Source organism: Pseudomonas batumici (genome assembly GCF_000820515.1).
GTDB classification, from domain to species: Bacteria; Pseudomonadota; Gammaproteobacteria; order Pseudomonadales; family Pseudomonadaceae; genus Aquipseudomonas; species Aquipseudomonas batumici.
The window spans coordinates 130292-145423 of sequence record NZ_JXDG01000003.1 but is presented as its reverse complement, the minus strand read 5'-3'; the positions used below and the strand labels follow the sequence as shown (position 1 = coordinate 145423).

11 protein-coding genes are annotated in these 15132 nt (G+C 61.9%); 9 read left to right on the top strand and 2 right to left on the bottom strand.

From position 1 onward, the window contains the following. The first annotated feature begins 517 nt into the window (after positions 1-517). Complete coding sequence (locus UCMB321_RS01205; RefSeq protein WP_040063207.1) at positions 518-1447, top strand: chemotaxis protein CheV; 930 nt, start codon at positions 518-520, stop codon at positions 1445-1447. A 50-nt stretch (positions 1448-1497) separates the two neighbouring features. Then, positions 1498-2304 carry an MOSC domain-containing protein gene (locus UCMB321_RS01200; RefSeq protein ID WP_040063205.1) on the top strand — a complete coding sequence of 269 codons (807 nt, stop codon included), beginning with the start codon at positions 1498-1500 and terminating at the stop codon, positions 2302-2304. 130 nt (positions 2305-2434) lie between these two features. Here the strand turns inward: UCMB321_RS01200 and UCMB321_RS01195 are convergent, their stop codons facing one another. After that, positions 2435-4363, bottom strand: a complete 1929-nt coding sequence (locus UCMB321_RS01195) for a transglycosylase SLT domain-containing protein (protein ID WP_040063204.1) — start codon at positions 4361-4363, stop codon at positions 2435-2437. 214 nt (positions 4364-4577) lie between these two features. Between UCMB321_RS01195 and UCMB321_RS01190 the strand changes: the two genes are divergently transcribed. Next, on the top strand, positions 4578-6497 hold the full coding sequence (locus tag UCMB321_RS01190) for an ATP-binding cassette domain-containing protein (RefSeq protein ID WP_040063202.1): 1920 nt from the start codon (positions 4578-4580) through the stop codon (positions 6495-6497). 80 nt (positions 6498-6577) lie between these two features. On the opposite strand, the gene UCMB321_RS01185 is transcribed toward UCMB321_RS01190, so the two are convergent. After that, positions 6578-7021 carry a universal stress protein gene (locus tag UCMB321_RS01185; protein WP_040063201.1) on the bottom strand — a complete coding sequence of 148 codons (444 nt, stop codon included), beginning with the start codon at positions 7019-7021 and terminating at the stop codon, positions 6578-6580. Between the two features lie 105 nt (positions 7022-7126). Here UCMB321_RS01185 and UCMB321_RS01180 point away from each other — a divergent pair, with 105 nt between their 5' ends. From UCMB321_RS01180 to UCMB321_RS01155, 6 genes are all read left to right on the top strand, one after another. Further along, complete coding sequence (locus tag UCMB321_RS01180; protein ID WP_040063200.1) at positions 7127-7564, top strand: hypothetical protein; 438 nt, start codon at positions 7127-7129, stop codon at positions 7562-7564. Positions 7565-7912: 348 nt separating this feature from the next. After that, positions 7913-10060 carry a fatty acid oxidation complex subunit alpha FadB gene (gene fadB, locus UCMB321_RS01175; RefSeq protein ID WP_040063199.1) on the top strand — a complete coding sequence of 716 codons (2148 nt, stop codon included), beginning with the start codon at positions 7913-7915 and terminating at the stop codon, positions 10058-10060. A 29-nt stretch (positions 10061-10089) separates the two neighbouring features. Next, positions 10090-11265, top strand: coding sequence for an acetyl-CoA C-acyltransferase FadA (gene fadA / locus UCMB321_RS01170; RefSeq protein ID WP_040063197.1), 1176 nt, complete (start codon positions 10090-10092; stop codon positions 11263-11265). 85 nt (positions 11266-11350) lie between these two features. Next, entirely contained in the window at positions 11351-11587 is a 237-nt protein-coding gene (locus tag UCMB321_RS01165) for a DUF1653 domain-containing protein (RefSeq protein WP_040063192.1), read from the top strand. Positions 11588-11701: 114 nt separating this feature from the next. Then, the gene (gene topA / locus UCMB321_RS01160; protein ID WP_040063189.1) at positions 11702-14317 is read left to right on the top strand and encodes a type I DNA topoisomerase; all 2616 of its coding nucleotides are present in this window, start codon (positions 11702-11704) and stop codon (positions 14315-14317) included. A gap of 155 nt (positions 14318-14472) precedes the next feature. Continuing rightward, entirely contained in the window at positions 14473-14994 is a 522-nt protein-coding gene (locus UCMB321_RS01155; RefSeq protein ID WP_040063549.1) for a DUF6586 family protein, read from the top strand. The last annotated feature ends 138 nt before the right edge of the window (positions 14995-15132 follow it).

Here is a 15132-nt window from a genome sequence, read left to right as displayed (position 1 = left end):
TTTTAAAGTTAATGCCGACAGGCTGTGGGTGTCTGTAGTCTGTTTCCGATTGTTTCAAATTGCAGTGAGTGCATCCTGTTCTCAAATGCGTGTCGGCGGGCGCCAAAAGGCTGCATGGGCAGGCTCCCGGGAATTGGCCGAAAGTGGCCATCCAGAGGGCTTGAGCATGATCGGCGAAGGTTTTCACCTGGCCGTCTGGCCATGGTCCCGCAATCAAAAACAAAAGCCCGACTCCATTCATGCAATGAGAATGGCGTCACATTAATGGCTATTGGATATTGCGAATATCAGGTTGCGCCTGATTGTCACTAGGGGATTCCCCTAGTATGGGGAACTATCGGTGAAATCGGTGGTCGCGCTGGGCGTCGCGCGGCGGCGAGGGGGTGAACCGAGTAAAGCATGATGTTAATGTGGCATCAATGCTTTTGGCAGGCATTTTATCGGAGGGTCAAGGTCCGATGCTCTCCGCCGATAACCTATTCAATGTCACTTTCAGCATCAAGCCCAGGAGTCATTAATGGCCGGCATTCTCGACACGGTAGATCAACGTACGCAACTGGTGGGTGAGAACCGGCTGGAGATTCTCATGTTTCGTCTGGCCGGGCGCCAGTTGTTCGCGATCAACGTGTTCAAGGTCCAGGAAGTGCTGCAACTGCCCAAGCTGACCCTGATGCCCCAGCGCCACCCGTTCGTTTGCGGCGTGGTCAACCTGCGGGGCCAGACACTGCCAGTGATCGATCTGTCTCAGGCGATCGGCATGCGTCCGTTGGTGCCGGGGCCCGACAGCACCATCATCGTCACCGAGTACAACCGCTCGGTCCAGGCGTTCCTGGTGGGGGGCGTGGACCGCATCGTCAACATGAACTGGGAAGCGATCCTGCCGCCGCCGAGCAGTGCCGGGCGCCAGCATTACCTGACCGCCATCAGCAAGGTGGACGACCAGTTGGTGGAAATCATCGACGTGGAAAAGGTCTTGGCCGAGATTGTGCCCTACAACGCCAAAGTGTCCCGTGAAAAACTCGACGACCCAGTCATGGATCGGGCGCGTGGCCGCGAAGTGTTGCTGGTCGACGACTCGAATGTGGCCCTGTCCCAGTTGCGCGATACCCTCGGGCAGTTGGGGGTGAAAATGCATATCGCCAGCGACGGCCTGAAGGCCTTGAACATGCTCAAGGGCTGGGCGGATGCCGGCGAGGTCATGACCGACAAGCTGCTGATGATCTTCACCGATGCGGAAATGCCGGAAATGGACGGCTATCGCCTGACCACTGAAATTCGTAACGACCCTCGCTTGCGCGGGCTCTATGTGGTCCTGCATACCTCGTTGTCCGGCAGTTTCAACGATGCGATGGTGAAGAAGGTGGGTTGCGACAACTTCCTCTCCAAGTTCCAGCCGGACAAGCTGGTGGATGTGGTGCGCCAGCGGCTGATGCTGGATAACGCCTGACCGGCTGCTCCTGCGGTAGAATCGCTGCTTTATCTGCCCGGGAGCTGGCCATGTTGCGTCTGAGCGCGCTGTATCGATATCCGTTGAAGTCCGCCAGGGGCGAGACCTTGCGCCAGAGCCCGTTGGACGAGCTGGGCCTGGCCGGGGATCGGCGCTGGATGCTGGTGGATGAGGCCAGTGGGCGGTTCCTGACCCAGCGCGCGGTGGGCAAGATGAGTCAGTTGTCGGCGTTGTGGAATGTCGCGGGCGGCCTGACCCTGAGCGCTCCCGGGTATTCGACGCTGGACGTGGCCTTGCCCGGGAAGGACGAGGCCCTGCGTGGGGTAACCATCTGGAGTGACACCTTGCGCGTGCCGGATGCCGGCGATGAGGCGGCGGCCTGGCTGAGCGCATTTATCGGCAAGCCGACCCGCCTGGTGCATGTGCCGCCGGAGCGCGCCCGTCTCACCCAGTCCGGTTATGGCAAGGAGGAGGATCGGGTGGCGTTTGCCGATGGTTTCCCCCTGCTGCTGATCGGCCAGTCTTCGCTGGATGACCTGTCGCGCAAGGTCGGGCGTGAGCTGGAAATGCTGCGCTTTCGGCCAAACCTGGTGATCGAGGGGGGCGAGGCTTTTGCCGAGGACGGCTGGAAGCGCATTCGTATCGGCGAGGTCGAGTTTCGGCTGGTGAAGCCTTGTTCCCGTTGCATCCTGACCACCCTCGATCCTCGGACCGGTGAGCGCAGCGCTGATCGCGAGCCGTTGACCACCCTCAAGACCTATCGCGAGCGGGATGGCGAGGTGATGTTCGGGCAGAACCTGGTCAATGATGGCCAGGGGTTGCTGGAAGTCGGGATGCCGGTGACCGTTCTCGAGTAGCGGGGCTTTTACAGTCTTGACCTTTTAACGCGGTCACTGTGGGAGCCGGCTTGCCGGCGATGGCGTCCGCAAGATCAATGCAAGACTCCAGGGCCTCATCGCCGGCAAGCCGGCTCCTACAGGACCAGCATTACTGGTCGTCAAAATACCGCTCGTGCCAGTCCACCAACGGCTGCGGCACGTTGAGTTTCTGGCCGTAGATCACCGCGTACGACAACACGTTCTGCACGTACTGGCGGGTTTCGTCGAACGGAATGCTTTCCACCCACACGTCGAAGCCCAGGTGGTTGGCGCCCTTGAGCCACTGTCTGACACGACCGGGGCCGGCGTTGTAGGCAGCGGTTGCCAGCACGCGGTTGCCGTTGAACTGCCCATGCACCTGGCTCAGGTAGGCCGCACCCAACTGGATGTTCTTGTCCGGGTCCAGGATCTGCTGGGGCGAGGCCAGCGGAATGCTGAACTTGCGCGCGGTTTCCTTGGCCGTAACCGGCATCAACTGCATCAGCCCGCTGGCACCCGCGCCGGAGCGGGCATCATCCATGAAGGCACTTTCCTGGCGGGTAATGGCGAACACCCAGCTCGAGTGCAGTCCGCGTACCCTGGCTTCACGCACCAGGGTGTCGCGATGCGCCATGGGGAAGCGGATATCCAGGTCGTCCCAGTATTGCGCCTGGCTGATGGTGCGGATGGCCGGGAAATACCATCTCAGGTCGTAGGCCAGCTTGGCCTGGGCAACCATTTCATCTCGACTGAACAGGCGGCTGACGTGGTACCACTCGCGGCGCCCGTCGACGACTTGACCGCGGTCATGCAGTTCCAGGGCACGACGTATGCCGGGGGTGTTGCGCACCTTGTTGATCAGTTGCTGACTGAGGACCAGCGGTCGGTTGGTCAACTGGTACGGGGTCTGCGAGCGATCGGCGGCGAGGAAGCCGTAGAAGTCCCGTTCGTGGGCAACGGCCTTGAGCAGCACCTGTGCCTGCGGGTTCTGCGGCTGTGCCAGTTGCAGGCTGCGGGCCTGCCAGTAGCGCCAGCGGTTGGTGGTCGCCAGCTCCGGCGGCAGTCGACGGGTCAACTGGTAGGCGTCTTCCCAGCGGCCCAGGCGCAACAGCAGGCGCAGGCGCCATTCGGTCACGGTGTTGTCCCGCAGCTCCGGGTCGTACTGGGTCATGATGTCCAGCGCGCGGCTGTCGTAGCTGCGGGCCAGGGTCAGGCCGATTTCGCGGGCGATCGCAACCTTTTCGTCACGGGAGAAGTGCATGCTCACGGCATAAGTGTCGAGCAGCGGCATGGCCCGGTCGGGGTCCTGGCGAGCCAGGCGCCGCAGGCCGAGGCCGACCACGTCGGACATGGCCTCGTCCGCCGGGATGAAGCGCGAAGGCTGGTTCAGCAGGTCCGGTCTCTGGGCCACTTCGATCAACAGGCGACCTTGTGGGGCGAGGGTGGTCAGGTCGCTGACCAGGCTGTTGGCCAGGCCGTAGTTGCGGGCCTCGGCCGCCAGTTTCAGGCGCTGCCAGCGTTTCTGTTCGGTCAGTTGGCCTTCGGCGGCCCACATGCCGAACAAGGCGTCGCAGGCGCTCGGTTGGGACTTGCCGGTCAGCCAGAGTTTTTCCGCCGTGGCATAGCCCTCGGCGCGCAGGTTGTGGCTGAGCTGGTACTGACCGTTGAGGCAGTCCAGTTCAGTGAAATTCAGCTTGGGGTCGTAGTACTTGACGAAAGGCTGCCAGTCGCCGCGATCGGCCAGCCAGCGCAACCAGCGCAGCTTCATCCAGTTGGCCTGGGGCAGGTCGCCGTGCTCGGCGAGGAATTCCTCGATCTCGGCATTGCTCGCGGTTTTCAGGCGCGCGGTCAACTCATCGTAGGCCAGGTAGGGTTCCAGCGGGTAGTCCCGGAGGGCATCCTGGTAACGGAAATAGGGGCCTGAATCACCCTTGGCGAGGGCGCGCTTGGCTTCGTCGTAGAGCTGGCGTTGCTGGGAGAGGTCGACAGCCTGGGCGGTTTGGAGGGCGCAGGCGGAAAGAAGCAGACACGATAAAAAGTTGAAAAGACGGCTGCGCATGGGATTTCCGAACAAAAAACCTGACGAGCGCCGCTTCAATAGCGGCGCTGATTGCCGGGTAGCTTAGCCTTTTGCCGGCCAGGGGCGAAAGTTTTGCGCTCGGCTGTACGCAACTTGATACCAATTGTCACCTTGAACCGGGGTGCCGATGAAAATGCCGGCCGCCTGCGGGCTCAAGTCAGGTAGAATGCGCGCCCGGTTTTTGGAGAAGCTCATGACCCTGCTCAAATTCAGCGATGTGTCCCTTGCCTTCGGCGCCATGCCGTTGTTGGACAAGGTGTCGTGGCAGATCGCCCGTGGTGAGCGGGTGTGCATCATCGGCCGCAACGGCACAGGCAAGTCCAGCATGTTGAAGCTGGTCAAGGGCGTGCAGAAGCCCGATGACGGCTCCGTCTGGCGTTCGCCCGGACTCAAGATCGGCGAGTTGCCGCAAGAGTTGCCGGTGGCCGACGAGCGCACCGTGTTCGACGTGGTGGCCGCGGGCCTGGACGGTGTCGGCGAGTTGCTGGCCCAGTATCATCACCTCAGCCAGAACATCGTTACCGATGCCGACCTGGACAAGCTCATGCACGTCCAGCACGACCTCGAAGCCCGTGATGGCTGGCGTTTGCAGACCCTGGTCGACAGCACCCTGAGCCGCCTGCAACTGCCGGCCGACAAGACCCTCGCCGAGTTGTCCGGCGGCTGGCGTCGGCGGGTCCTGCTGGCCCAGGCGCTGGTGTCGGAACCGGACCTGCTGCTGCTCGACGAGCCGACCAACCACCTGGACATCGGCGCGATCGCCTGGCTGGAAGAGGCCTTGAAGGATTTCCAGGGCGCGGTGCTGTTCATCACCCACGACCGTTCCTTCCTGCAGAACCTGGCGACCCGTATCCTGGAGCTGGATCGTGGCGGCCTGATCGACTGGAATGGCGACTACGCCAGCTTCCTGGTGCACAAGGAAGCGGTGCTGGCCGCCGAGGAAACCGCCAACGCGCTGTTCGACAAGCGCCTGGCCCAGGAAGAAGTCTGGATCCGCCAGGGCATCAAGGCCCGGCGGACCCGCAACGAAGGCCGTGTGCGTGCGTTGAAGGCCCTGCGCGTGGAGCGTAGCGAGCGTCGCGAGCGCACCGGCAAGGCGAATATCCAGCTCGACACCGCCGACAAGTCCGGCAAGCAGGTGATGGTGCTGGAAAACGTCAGCTTCGCGCACCCGGGTGGCCCGTTCCTGATCAAGGACTTCTCCATGGTCCTGCAGCGTGGCGACCGGATCGGCCTGTTGGGAGCCAACGGTACCGGCAAGACCACCTTGCTCAAGCTGATGCTCAATGGCTTGCAGCCGACCAGTGGCACGGTGGAAGAGGGCACGCGGATCGACGTGGCCTACTTCGACCAGTTGCGCCATCAGTTGGACCTGGAAAAGACCGTGATCGACAACGTCGCCGAAGGTCGCGACTTTATCGACATCGACGGCCAGAGCCGCCATGTGCTGAGCTATCTGGGCGACTTCCTGTTCAGCCCGCAACGCGCCCGTACCCCGGTCAAGGCCTTGTCCGGCGGTGAGCGGGCACGCCTGCTGCTGGCCAAGCTGTTCAGCAAGCCTGCCAACCTGCTGGTGCTCGACGAACCGACCAACGACCTCGATGTGGAAACCCTCGAGTTGCTGGAAGAAGTGCTGCTGACGTTCAGCGGCACCGTGCTGATGGTCAGCCACGACCGGGCCTTCCTCGACAACGTGGTCACCAGCACCCTGGTCTTCGAGGGCGAGGGCAAGGTGCGCGAGTACGTCGGCGGTTACCAGGACTGGCTGCGCCAGGGTGGTTCGCCGCGTTTGCTGGGCGTGACCGAGAACAAGTCAGGCAAGGCCGAGCTCAATTCGGCGGTGGTCACGGCGGCGCCCGCGCCGGTGGCGGCAGCCGTGGAGCAGCCGGCGGCGAAGAAAAAGCTCAGCTACAAGTTGCAGCGCGAGCTGGAAGCGTTGCCGGGCGAGATCGACGCCAAGGAGCAGCAGATTGCCGCCGTTGAGGCCGAAATGGCCGAGGCGGGGTTCTATCAGCGTCCGGCGACGGAGACGGCTGCGGTCATCGCCGGGCTGGAAAAACTCCAGGCCGAGCTGGATGCCATGGTGGAGCGCTGGGCCGAGCTGGACGCCTGAGCGTTCGGCGAGTAACGAAAAGCCCGGCCCCAACCTGTGTGGGTGCCGGGCTTTATTTTGTGGCGTGCGCCAACCTGTTATCAGGTCGGACGTTTGACCAGGTGCACCGCCAGCACATCGCATGGCGCACCGTGCAGCACGTCATTGGCGGTGGAGCCCAGCAGCAGTGCCAGGCCGTGCCGGCCATGGCTGCCGACCACGATCAGGTCGCAATGCTGTTCCTTGGCCAGATGGTGGATTTCCTGGCGCGGCTGGCCGTAGGTCAGGTGGCAGTTGTCTTTCGAGAGTTCCGGGTATTTGACAATCAGCCGATCGAGGCGCTCCTTGGCCTGGTCGAATTGCTGTTGCTGCAACTGGGAAAGGTCCATGGGGACGTCGCCACCGAAGGCCATGGCCATCGGCTCGACGATATGCACCAGTGACAACAGGGCTTGGCTGCTGACCGACAGTTCGCGTGCGCGCTTGATGACCGGGTCGCATTCTTCTGTCAGGTCGACAGCTACCAGAATGTGTTCGTAGCTCATGAAAGGCACTCCTGAGGATCGCATTAGCTTTAAGTATGGCTGGTTTCAAGCGGGTTGGTTCGTCGGCGAGCCAATCGCTCATCAAGAATCGAGAGAGTTAGAGATATGACGGTATGGATAGTGGTGTCAATCCTGGCGCTGGTGTTGAGTCCTTTGGCCTGGCTACGTCCTTCGCGCCGCCAGAGCGGGATGATGGCCTTGCGCATGGAGGCCCGCCGTATCGGCCTGGGCATGCAACTGGCGCCCCAGGAGTGGCCCCACTGGCTGCCCTTTGATCCGCCCAGCCCTTGTGCGCAATACCACCGTCCGCGCCGTCGCCCCGATAGTCCCTGCTGGAGCTATTGGCAAACCGCCCCCGGAGTCTGGGTCAATCAATGGCGGGAAACCTTGACCGACGACAATCTGCTGGTGCATTTGCGCACGTTGCCGGACAACGCCTACAAGATCGAGGCGGACAAGCAGATGATTGCCGTGTATTGGGGTGAGCGTGGCGACGCCGGGGTCTTGCAGGCCATCGCGGCGGTACTCAAGGCCCTGGCTTGACGCAGGATCGGCCGGTCGACGCTACACTATTGATTCGCTGAATGGGTGGCCATAAACCTTGGATGGCCAAGGCCTGTCACGCTCGAAATATGACCGGGAAGTCGCTTTTTCAGCAACGTTTTCGGCAATTGACAATTGCTGCGAATTCCGTGAAGGTGTCCACACCCAAATCAAACGGGCGTATGAATTGAGCGTTTGTCTGATCAGACGGCTCCAAACAGAACCCCGACTATCGCGTTGGCGGGTGTGCCTGGCGGCTTGGCGTAGCATCGACGGTAATGTCCGTGCCGTACCATCCGCTCGCGTCCGACGTGTACTGTTCAGCTTCCATATCGTGGAGATCAGTTGATGATTTACGAAGGTAAAGCCATCACGGTTAAGGCTCTTGAAAGTGGCATCGTCGAACTGAAGTTCGATCTCAAGGGTGAGTCCGTCAACAAGTTCAACCGTCTGACCCTGAGCGAATTGCGCCAGGCCGTGGACACCCTCAAGGCTGATGCGTCCGTCAAAGGCGTGATCGTCAGCAGCGGCAAGGACGTGTTCATCGTCGGCGCCGACATCACCGAATTTGTCGACAACTTCAAGTTGCCGGATGCGGAGCTGGTGGCGGCCAACCTCGAAGCCAACAAGATTTTCAGCGATTTCGAAGACCTGGCCGTGCCGACTGTCGCCGCGATCAATGGCATCGCCCTGGGCGGCGGTCTGGAAATGTGCCTGGCCGCGGATTTCCGCGTCATGTCCAGCAGCGCCAAGATCGGCCTGCCGGAAGTCAAGCTGGGTATCTACCCGGGCTTCGGCGGTACCGTCCGCCTGCCGCGCCTGATCGGTGCGGACAACGCCATCGAGTGGATCGCCGCCGGTAAGGAAAACCGCGCCGAAGACGCCCTGAAAGTCGGCGCCGTCGATGCCGTGGTCGCTCCGGAGAAGCTCCAGGAAGCCGCCCTGGAACTGATCAAGCGCGCCATCTCCGGCGAGCTCGATCACAAGGCCAAGCGCCAGCCGAAGCTGGACAAGCTCAAGCTCAACGCCATTGAGCAGATGATGGCCTTCGAAACCGCCAAGGGTTTCGTGGCCGGTCAGGCCGGTCCGAACTACCCGGCCCCGGTCGAAGCGATCAAGACCATCCAGAAAGCCGCCAACTTCGGTCGCGACAAGGCCCTGGAAGTCGAGGCCGCCGGCTTCGTCAAGCTGGCCAAGACCTCGGCCGCCCAGAGCTTGGTCGGTCTGTTCCTGAACGACCAGGAACTGAAGAAAAAGGCCAAGGCCTACGACGAAATCGCCAAGGACGTGAAGCAGGCCGCCGTATTGGGCGCCGGTATCATGGGTGGCGGTATCGCTTATCAGTCGGCTTCCAAAGGTACGCCGATCCTGATGAAGGACATCAACGAGCACGGTATCGAGCAGGGGCTGGCGGAAGCCGCCAAGCTGCTGGTGAGCCGCGTCGAGAAGGGCCGCATGACCGCCGCGAAGATGGCGGAAGTGCTCAACGGCATTCGTCCGACCCTGTCCTACGGTGACTTCGGTCATGTCGACCTGGTGGTCGAAGCGGTCGTCGAGAACCCCAAGGTCAAGCAGGCGGTACTGGCGGAAGTGGAAGCCCAGGTCAAGGAAGATGCGATCCTCGCCTCCAACACCTCGACCATTTCCATCAGCCTGCTGGCCAAGGCCCTCAAGCGTCCGGAAAACTTCGTCGGCATGCACTTCTTCAACCCGGTGCACATGATGCCGCTGGTGGAAGTGATCCGCGGTGAGAAGTCCAGCGAGCAAGCGGTCGCCACCACCGTGGCCTATGCCAAGAAAATGGGCAAGAACCCGATCGTGGTCAACGACTGTCCGGGCTTCCTGGTCAACCGTATCCTGTTCCCGTACTTCGGCGGCTTCGCCAAGCTGGTCAGCGCCGGCGTGGACTTCGTCCGCATCGACAAGATCATGGAGAAGTTCGGCTGGCCGATGGGGCCGGCCTACCTGATGGACGTGGTCGGCATCGACACCGGCCACCACGGCCGTGACGTGATGGCCGAAGGCTTCCCGGACCGCATGAAGGACGACCGTCGTTCGGCGGTGGACGCCCTCTACGAGGCCAAGCGCCTGGGCCAGAAGAATGGCAAGGGCTTCTACGCCTACGAGACCGACAAGCGCGGCAAGCAGAAGAAAGTCGCCGACTCGTCGGTGCTGGAAGTGCTCAAGCCGATCATCTACGAGCAACGTGAAGTGACCGACGAGGACATCATCAACTGGATGATGATCCCGCTGTGCCTGGAAACCGTGCGCTGCCTGGAAGACGGCATCGTCGAAACCGCCGCCGAAGCCGACATGGGCCTGGTCTACGGTATTGGTTTCCCTCCCTTCCGTGGCGGTGCGTTGCGCTACATCGACTCGATCGGTGTGGCCGAATTCGTCGCCTTGGCCGATCAGTACGCCGACCTGGGCGCGCTGTACCACCCGACCGCGAAGCTGCGTGAAATGGCCAAGAACGGCCAGCGGTTCTTCGGTTAAGCGCCCACACCAGAGCGAGAGTGAACGATATGAGCTTGAATCCTAGAGACGTCGTGATTGTCGACTTCGGTCGTACGCCGATGGGCCGCTCCAAGGGCGGCATGCACCGCAACACCCGCGCCGAGGACATGTCGGCGCACCTGATCAGCAAACTGCTGGAACGCAACGTCAAGGTCGACCCGAACGAAGTCGAGGACGTGATCTGGGGCTGTGTGAACCAGACCCTGGAGCAGGGCTGGAACATCGCCCGCATGGCGTCGCTGATGACCCAGATCCCGCATACCGCCGCCGGCCAGACTGTCAGCCGCCTGTGCGGTTCGTCGATGAGTGCGCTGCACACCGCCGCCCAGGCGATCATGACCGGCAACGGTGACGTTTTCGTCGTCGGCGGCGTCGAGCATATGGGCCATGTGGGCATGATGCACGGTGTCGATCCGAACCCGCACATGTCCCTGTACGCGGCGAAAGCCTCGGGCATGATGGGGCTGACTGCGGAAATGCTCGGCAAGATGCACGGCATCACCCGCGAGCAGCAGGACGCCTTCGGCGTGCGCTCCCACCAGTTGGCCCACAAGGCCACCGTGGAAGGCAAGTTCAAGGACGAGATCATCCCGATGCAAGGGTATGACGAGAACGGCTTCCTGAAGGTGTTCGACTACGACGAAACCATCCGTCCGGAAACCACCCTGGAAAGCCTGGCGGCCTTGAAGCCGGCGTTCAACCCCAAGGGCGGTACCGTGACGGCGGGGACTTCCTCGCAGATCACCGACGGCGCCTCGTGCATGATCGTGATGTCGGCGCAGCGTGCCCAGGACCTGGGGATCCAGCCGTTGGCGGTGATCCGTTCCATGGCCGTGGCGGGTGTCGATCCGGCGATCATGGGCTACGGTCCGGTACCGGCGACCCAGAAAGCCCTCAAGCGTGCGGGCCTGGCCATCTCCGACATCGACTTCTTCGAGCTCAACGAAGCCTTCGCCGCACAGGCCCTGCCCGTGCTCAAGGACCTGAAAGTGCTCGACAAGATGAACGAGAAGGTTAACCTGCACGGCGGCGCGATTGCCTTGGGCCACCCGTTCGGTTGTTCCGGTGCGCGGATTTCCGGCACCTTGCTCAACGTGATGAAGCAGAATGGCGGTACCCTCGGGGTGTCCACCATGTGCATTGGTCTCGGCCAGGGCATCGCCACCGTCTTCGAACGCGTCTAAGCGTCTCGTCGAAGGAAGCCGGGGCCTGGTGCCCCGGCTTTTGTTTTTCCGAATTTTTTTATTTTTATTTGTAAGGAGCCGATACATGAAACTGGAACCCGGGCTCTATCAGCATTACAAGGGACCGCAGTACCGCGTTTTCAACGTTGCACGGCACTCCGAGACCAACGAGGAACTGGTGTTCTACCAAGCCCTGTATGGCGATTACGGCTTCTGGGTACGTCCCTTGAGCATGTTCCTGGAGTCGGTCGAGGTTGACGGCGAACAGGTCCCGCGCTTTGCTTTGGTGCAAGCTGAACCGAGCCTTTTTTCAAGGCCTTGAGGGGAGGGCGCGCAGAACCCTGTGCTTGACCTCACCTTGTAGCCACTATATATAGCGGTGCCGCGTCAGGCGCAGGCCGCCTCTCACTTCTAGCATTCAGGAATTTTCTGATCCATGGGCAAATCGCTGGTCATTGTGGAATCCCCGGCTAAGGCCAAGACCATCAACAAGTACTTGGGTACCCAGTACGTGGTGAAGTCGAGTATCGGCCATATCCGAGACCTGCCCACCAGCGGTTCGGCGAGCGCCACCAAAGAGCCTGCTGCCAAGCGCGGCAAGGCGGCGGCTGGCGAAGCCCCTGTGCTGTCGGCGAAGGAGAAGGCGCGCAAGCAGCTGGTCTCGCGCATGGGTGTCGATCCGGACCACGGTTGGAAAGCCCGCTACGAGATCCTTCCCGGCAAGGAGAAGGTGATCGAGGAGCTGCGCCGCCTGGCCAAGGATGCCGACACCATCTATCTCGCGACGGACTTGGACCGCGAAGGGGAAGCCATTGCCTGGCACCTGCGCGAAGCCATCGGTGGCGATGACGACCGCTACAAGCGCGTGGTGTTCAACGAAATCACCAAGAAGGCCATCCAGGAAGCCTTCTCGGCGCCTGGCGAGCTGGACATCGACCGCGTCAACGCCCAGCAGGCCCGGCGTTTCCTCGACCGTGTCGTGGGTTACATGGTTTCGCCGCTGCTGTGGTCGAAGATCGCCCGTGGCCTGTCCGCCGGTCGCGTGCAGTCGGTGGCGGTGAAGCTGGTGGTCGAGCGTGAGCGCGAGATCCGTGCGTTCAACCCCGAAGAATACTGGGAAGTCCACGCCGACCTCGGCACCGCCAAGGGCGCCAAGGTGCGCTTCGAAGTGGCGCGCGAGAACGGCGAGGCCTTCAAGCCGCTCAATGAAGCCCAGGCCATGGCGGCCCTGGAGAAGCTCAAGGCGTCGGCCTATACCATCGCCAAGCGCGAGGACAAACCGACCAGCAGCAAGCCGTCGGCCCCTTTCATTACCTCCACCCTGCAGCAGGCCGCGAGCAACCGCCTGGGCTTCGGGGTGAAGAAGACCATGATGATGGCCCAGCGCTTGTACGAAGCGGGCTACATCACCTATATGCGTACCGACTCCACCAACCTCTCGGCCGATGCCGTGGCGATGGCGCGGACCTATATCGAAAGCGAGTTCGGCGCGAAATACCTGCCGTCCGCACCTAACGTCTACAGCAGCAAGGAAGGCGCGCAGGAAGCTCACGAAGCCATCCGTCCTTCGGATGTGAACACCGACCCGAGCAAGCTGTCGGGCATGGAACGTGACGCCGAGCGTCTCTACGAGCTGATCTGGCGCCAGTTCGTGGCCTGCCAGATGCTGCCGGCGCAATACCTGTCGACCACCGTCAGCGTCGCCGCCGGTGACTTCGAGCTGCGTGCCAAGGGTCGTATCCTCAAGTTCGACGGTTACACCCGGGTGCTGCCGCAAATGAGCAAGCCGGGCGATGACGACGTGTTGCCGGACATGGCCCAGGGCGAGGTGATGAAGCTGATCCAGCTCGATCCGACCCAGCACTTCACCAAGCCGCCGGCGCGTTACTCCGAAGCCAGCCTGGTCAAGGAAATGGAAAAGCGTGGCATCGGTCGTCCTTCGACCTATGCGGCGATCATTTCCACCATCCAGGACCGTGGTTATGTGGCGCTGCACAACCGCCGTTTCTACTCCGAGAAGATGGGCGATATCGTCACCGAGCGCCTGGCGGAGAGCTTCTCCGACCTGATGGACTACGGTTTTACCGCCAGCATGGAAGAGCACCTCGACGACGTGGCCCAGGGTGAGCGCGACTGGAAGAACGTGCTCGACGAGTTCTACGGCGACTTCAAGAAAAAGCTCGAAGTGGCGGAAAGCCCCGAGAGCGGCATGCGCGCCAACCAGCCGGTGATGACCGACATCCCGTGCCTGACCTGCGGCCGGCCGATGCAGATTCGGACCGCCTCCACCGGTGTGTTCCTCGGCTGCTCGGGCTACAGCCTGCCGCCCAAGGAGCGCTGCAAGGCTACCGTCAACCTGGTGCCGGGCGATGAAATCGCGGCCGATGACGAGGGTGAATCCGAATCCCTGGTGCTGCGTGGCAAGCATCGCTGCCCGATCTGCAGCACGGCGATGGACGCCTACCTGCTGGACGAAAAGCGCAAGCTGCACATCTGTGGCAACAACCCCGATTGCGCCGGCTACGAGATCGAAGAGGGCAGCTACCGCATCAAGGGCTATGAAGGCCCGAGCCTGGAATGCGACAAGTGCGGCAGCGAGATGCAGCTCAAGACCGGTCGTTTCGGCAAGTTCTTCGGTTGCACCAATCCGACCTGCAAGAACACCCGCAAGCTGCTCAAGAGCGGTGACGCGGCGCCGCCGAAGATGGACCCGGTGAAGATGCCGGAGCTCCAGTGCGAGAAGGTCAACGACACCTACATCCTGCGTGACGGCGCTTCCGGCCTGTTCCTGGCTGCCAGCCAGTTCCCGAAAAACCGTGAAACCCGTGCACCGCTGGTGATCGAGATCCTGCCCCACAAGGACGAGATCGATCCCAAGTACCACTTCCTGTGCGAGGCTCCGCAGAAGGACCCGGACGGTCGTCCGGCGGTCATTCGCTACAGTCGCAAGACCAAGGAGCAGTACGTGCAGACCGAAGTGGACGGCAAGCCGACCGGCTGGCGCGCGTTCTACAGCGGGAGCAAGTGGGCGGTCGAAGACAAGCGCTCGTGAGATAAGCGTCCGATCCGCTGATCGGGCGTGAGCACCAAGGCCGCGTGAAAACCTGGGTTTTCACGCGGCCTTTGTTTTTTGGGCTTGCGGCGGACTTGGTCGATCCCTGAAACTGAATGACCTGCCTGTGGCCTTTTTTCGTGGAGCGTGCCGTCATGGCTAACGAACTCTATACCCGCACCAACCAGAAGATCTTTTATGCCGGCCTCGCCCTGGAAGCCCTGGGCAAGGCCGAGGAGAGCCGGGCGATGAATGCCCTGGCGCTGATCCAGGCCGAGCGCGAAGCGGCGGTGTTTCATCTGTACGGTGCGTTGCTCGGGCTCTGCCATGAGATTGCCGGCTTCTACCGCCTGCCCCAGGCTGCTGCGCCGCGGGCCGAGTTGCTGCTGACCCGGGAGGTATTGGAGGCGATCGCCATTCCGGAAATGGCCGAGCTGGTGGAGTTGGCCCAGAGCCCGCAAACCTGGCTGGCTCGCCTGATCAGTGCGCATGCCGCACTGTATCTGCCGCCCCAGGCCCCCAGGAAGGTCAAGGGCGATGTGCTGCAGCCGTTGATCGTGGCGGTCAGCCTGGATGAGGAAGAGGCGCCCGAACTGGGGCGTGAGGAGCTGGAGAGCTGGCGGCAGAATCTGAAGGGGCTGGCGATCCGCTTTCGCGATGGACTCAGCGAGTGCTGAGTGATTGAGTCGGCATATGGATGAACGGAGGTCGATTATTTTGTCGTCCTTTTCCTCTAAAAAAGCAGTCTCCATCTGTCAGATGTTCATCAAGCGGTAAAGAAAGCGCTGCAGTTCTCCTGCGAGGGGCCGTCGATG

Excerpts from the sequence above, each read along its gene's own strand:
- UCMB321_RS01205 (WP_040063207.1), top strand. The coding sequence starts at position 518 with ATGGCCGGCATTCTCGACACGGTAGATCAACGTACGCAACTGGTGGGT.
- fadB (WP_040063199.1), top strand. The coding sequence starts at position 7,913 with ATGATTTACGAAGGTAAAGCCATCACGGTTAAGGCTCTTGAAAGTGGC.
- UCMB321_RS01200 (WP_040063205.1), top strand. The coding sequence starts at position 1,498 with ATGTTGCGTCTGAGCGCGCTGTATCGATATCCGTTGAAGTCCGCCAGG.
- UCMB321_RS01155 (WP_040063549.1), top strand. The coding sequence starts at position 14,473 with ATGGCTAACGAACTCTATACCCGCACCAACCAGAAGATCTTTTATGCC.
- UCMB321_RS01195 (WP_040063204.1), bottom strand. The coding sequence starts at position 4,363 with ATGCGCAGCCGTCTTTTCAACTTTTTATCGTGTCTGCTTCTTTCCGCC.
- UCMB321_RS01185 (WP_040063201.1), bottom strand. The coding sequence starts at position 7,021 with ATGAGCTACGAACACATTCTGGTAGCTGTCGACCTGACAGAAGAATGC.
- UCMB321_RS01190 (WP_040063202.1), top strand. The coding sequence starts at position 4,578 with ATGACCCTGCTCAAATTCAGCGATGTGTCCCTTGCCTTCGGCGCCATG.
- fadA (WP_040063197.1), top strand. The coding sequence starts at position 10,090 with ATGAGCTTGAATCCTAGAGACGTCGTGATTGTCGACTTCGGTCGTACG.
- UCMB321_RS01180 (WP_040063200.1), top strand. The coding sequence starts at position 7,127 with ATGACGGTATGGATAGTGGTGTCAATCCTGGCGCTGGTGTTGAGTCCT.
- topA (WP_040063189.1), top strand. The coding sequence starts at position 11,702 with ATGGGCAAATCGCTGGTCATTGTGGAATCCCCGGCTAAGGCCAAGACC.
- UCMB321_RS01165 (WP_040063192.1), top strand. The coding sequence starts at position 11,351 with ATGAAACTGGAACCCGGGCTCTATCAGCATTACAAGGGACCGCAGTAC.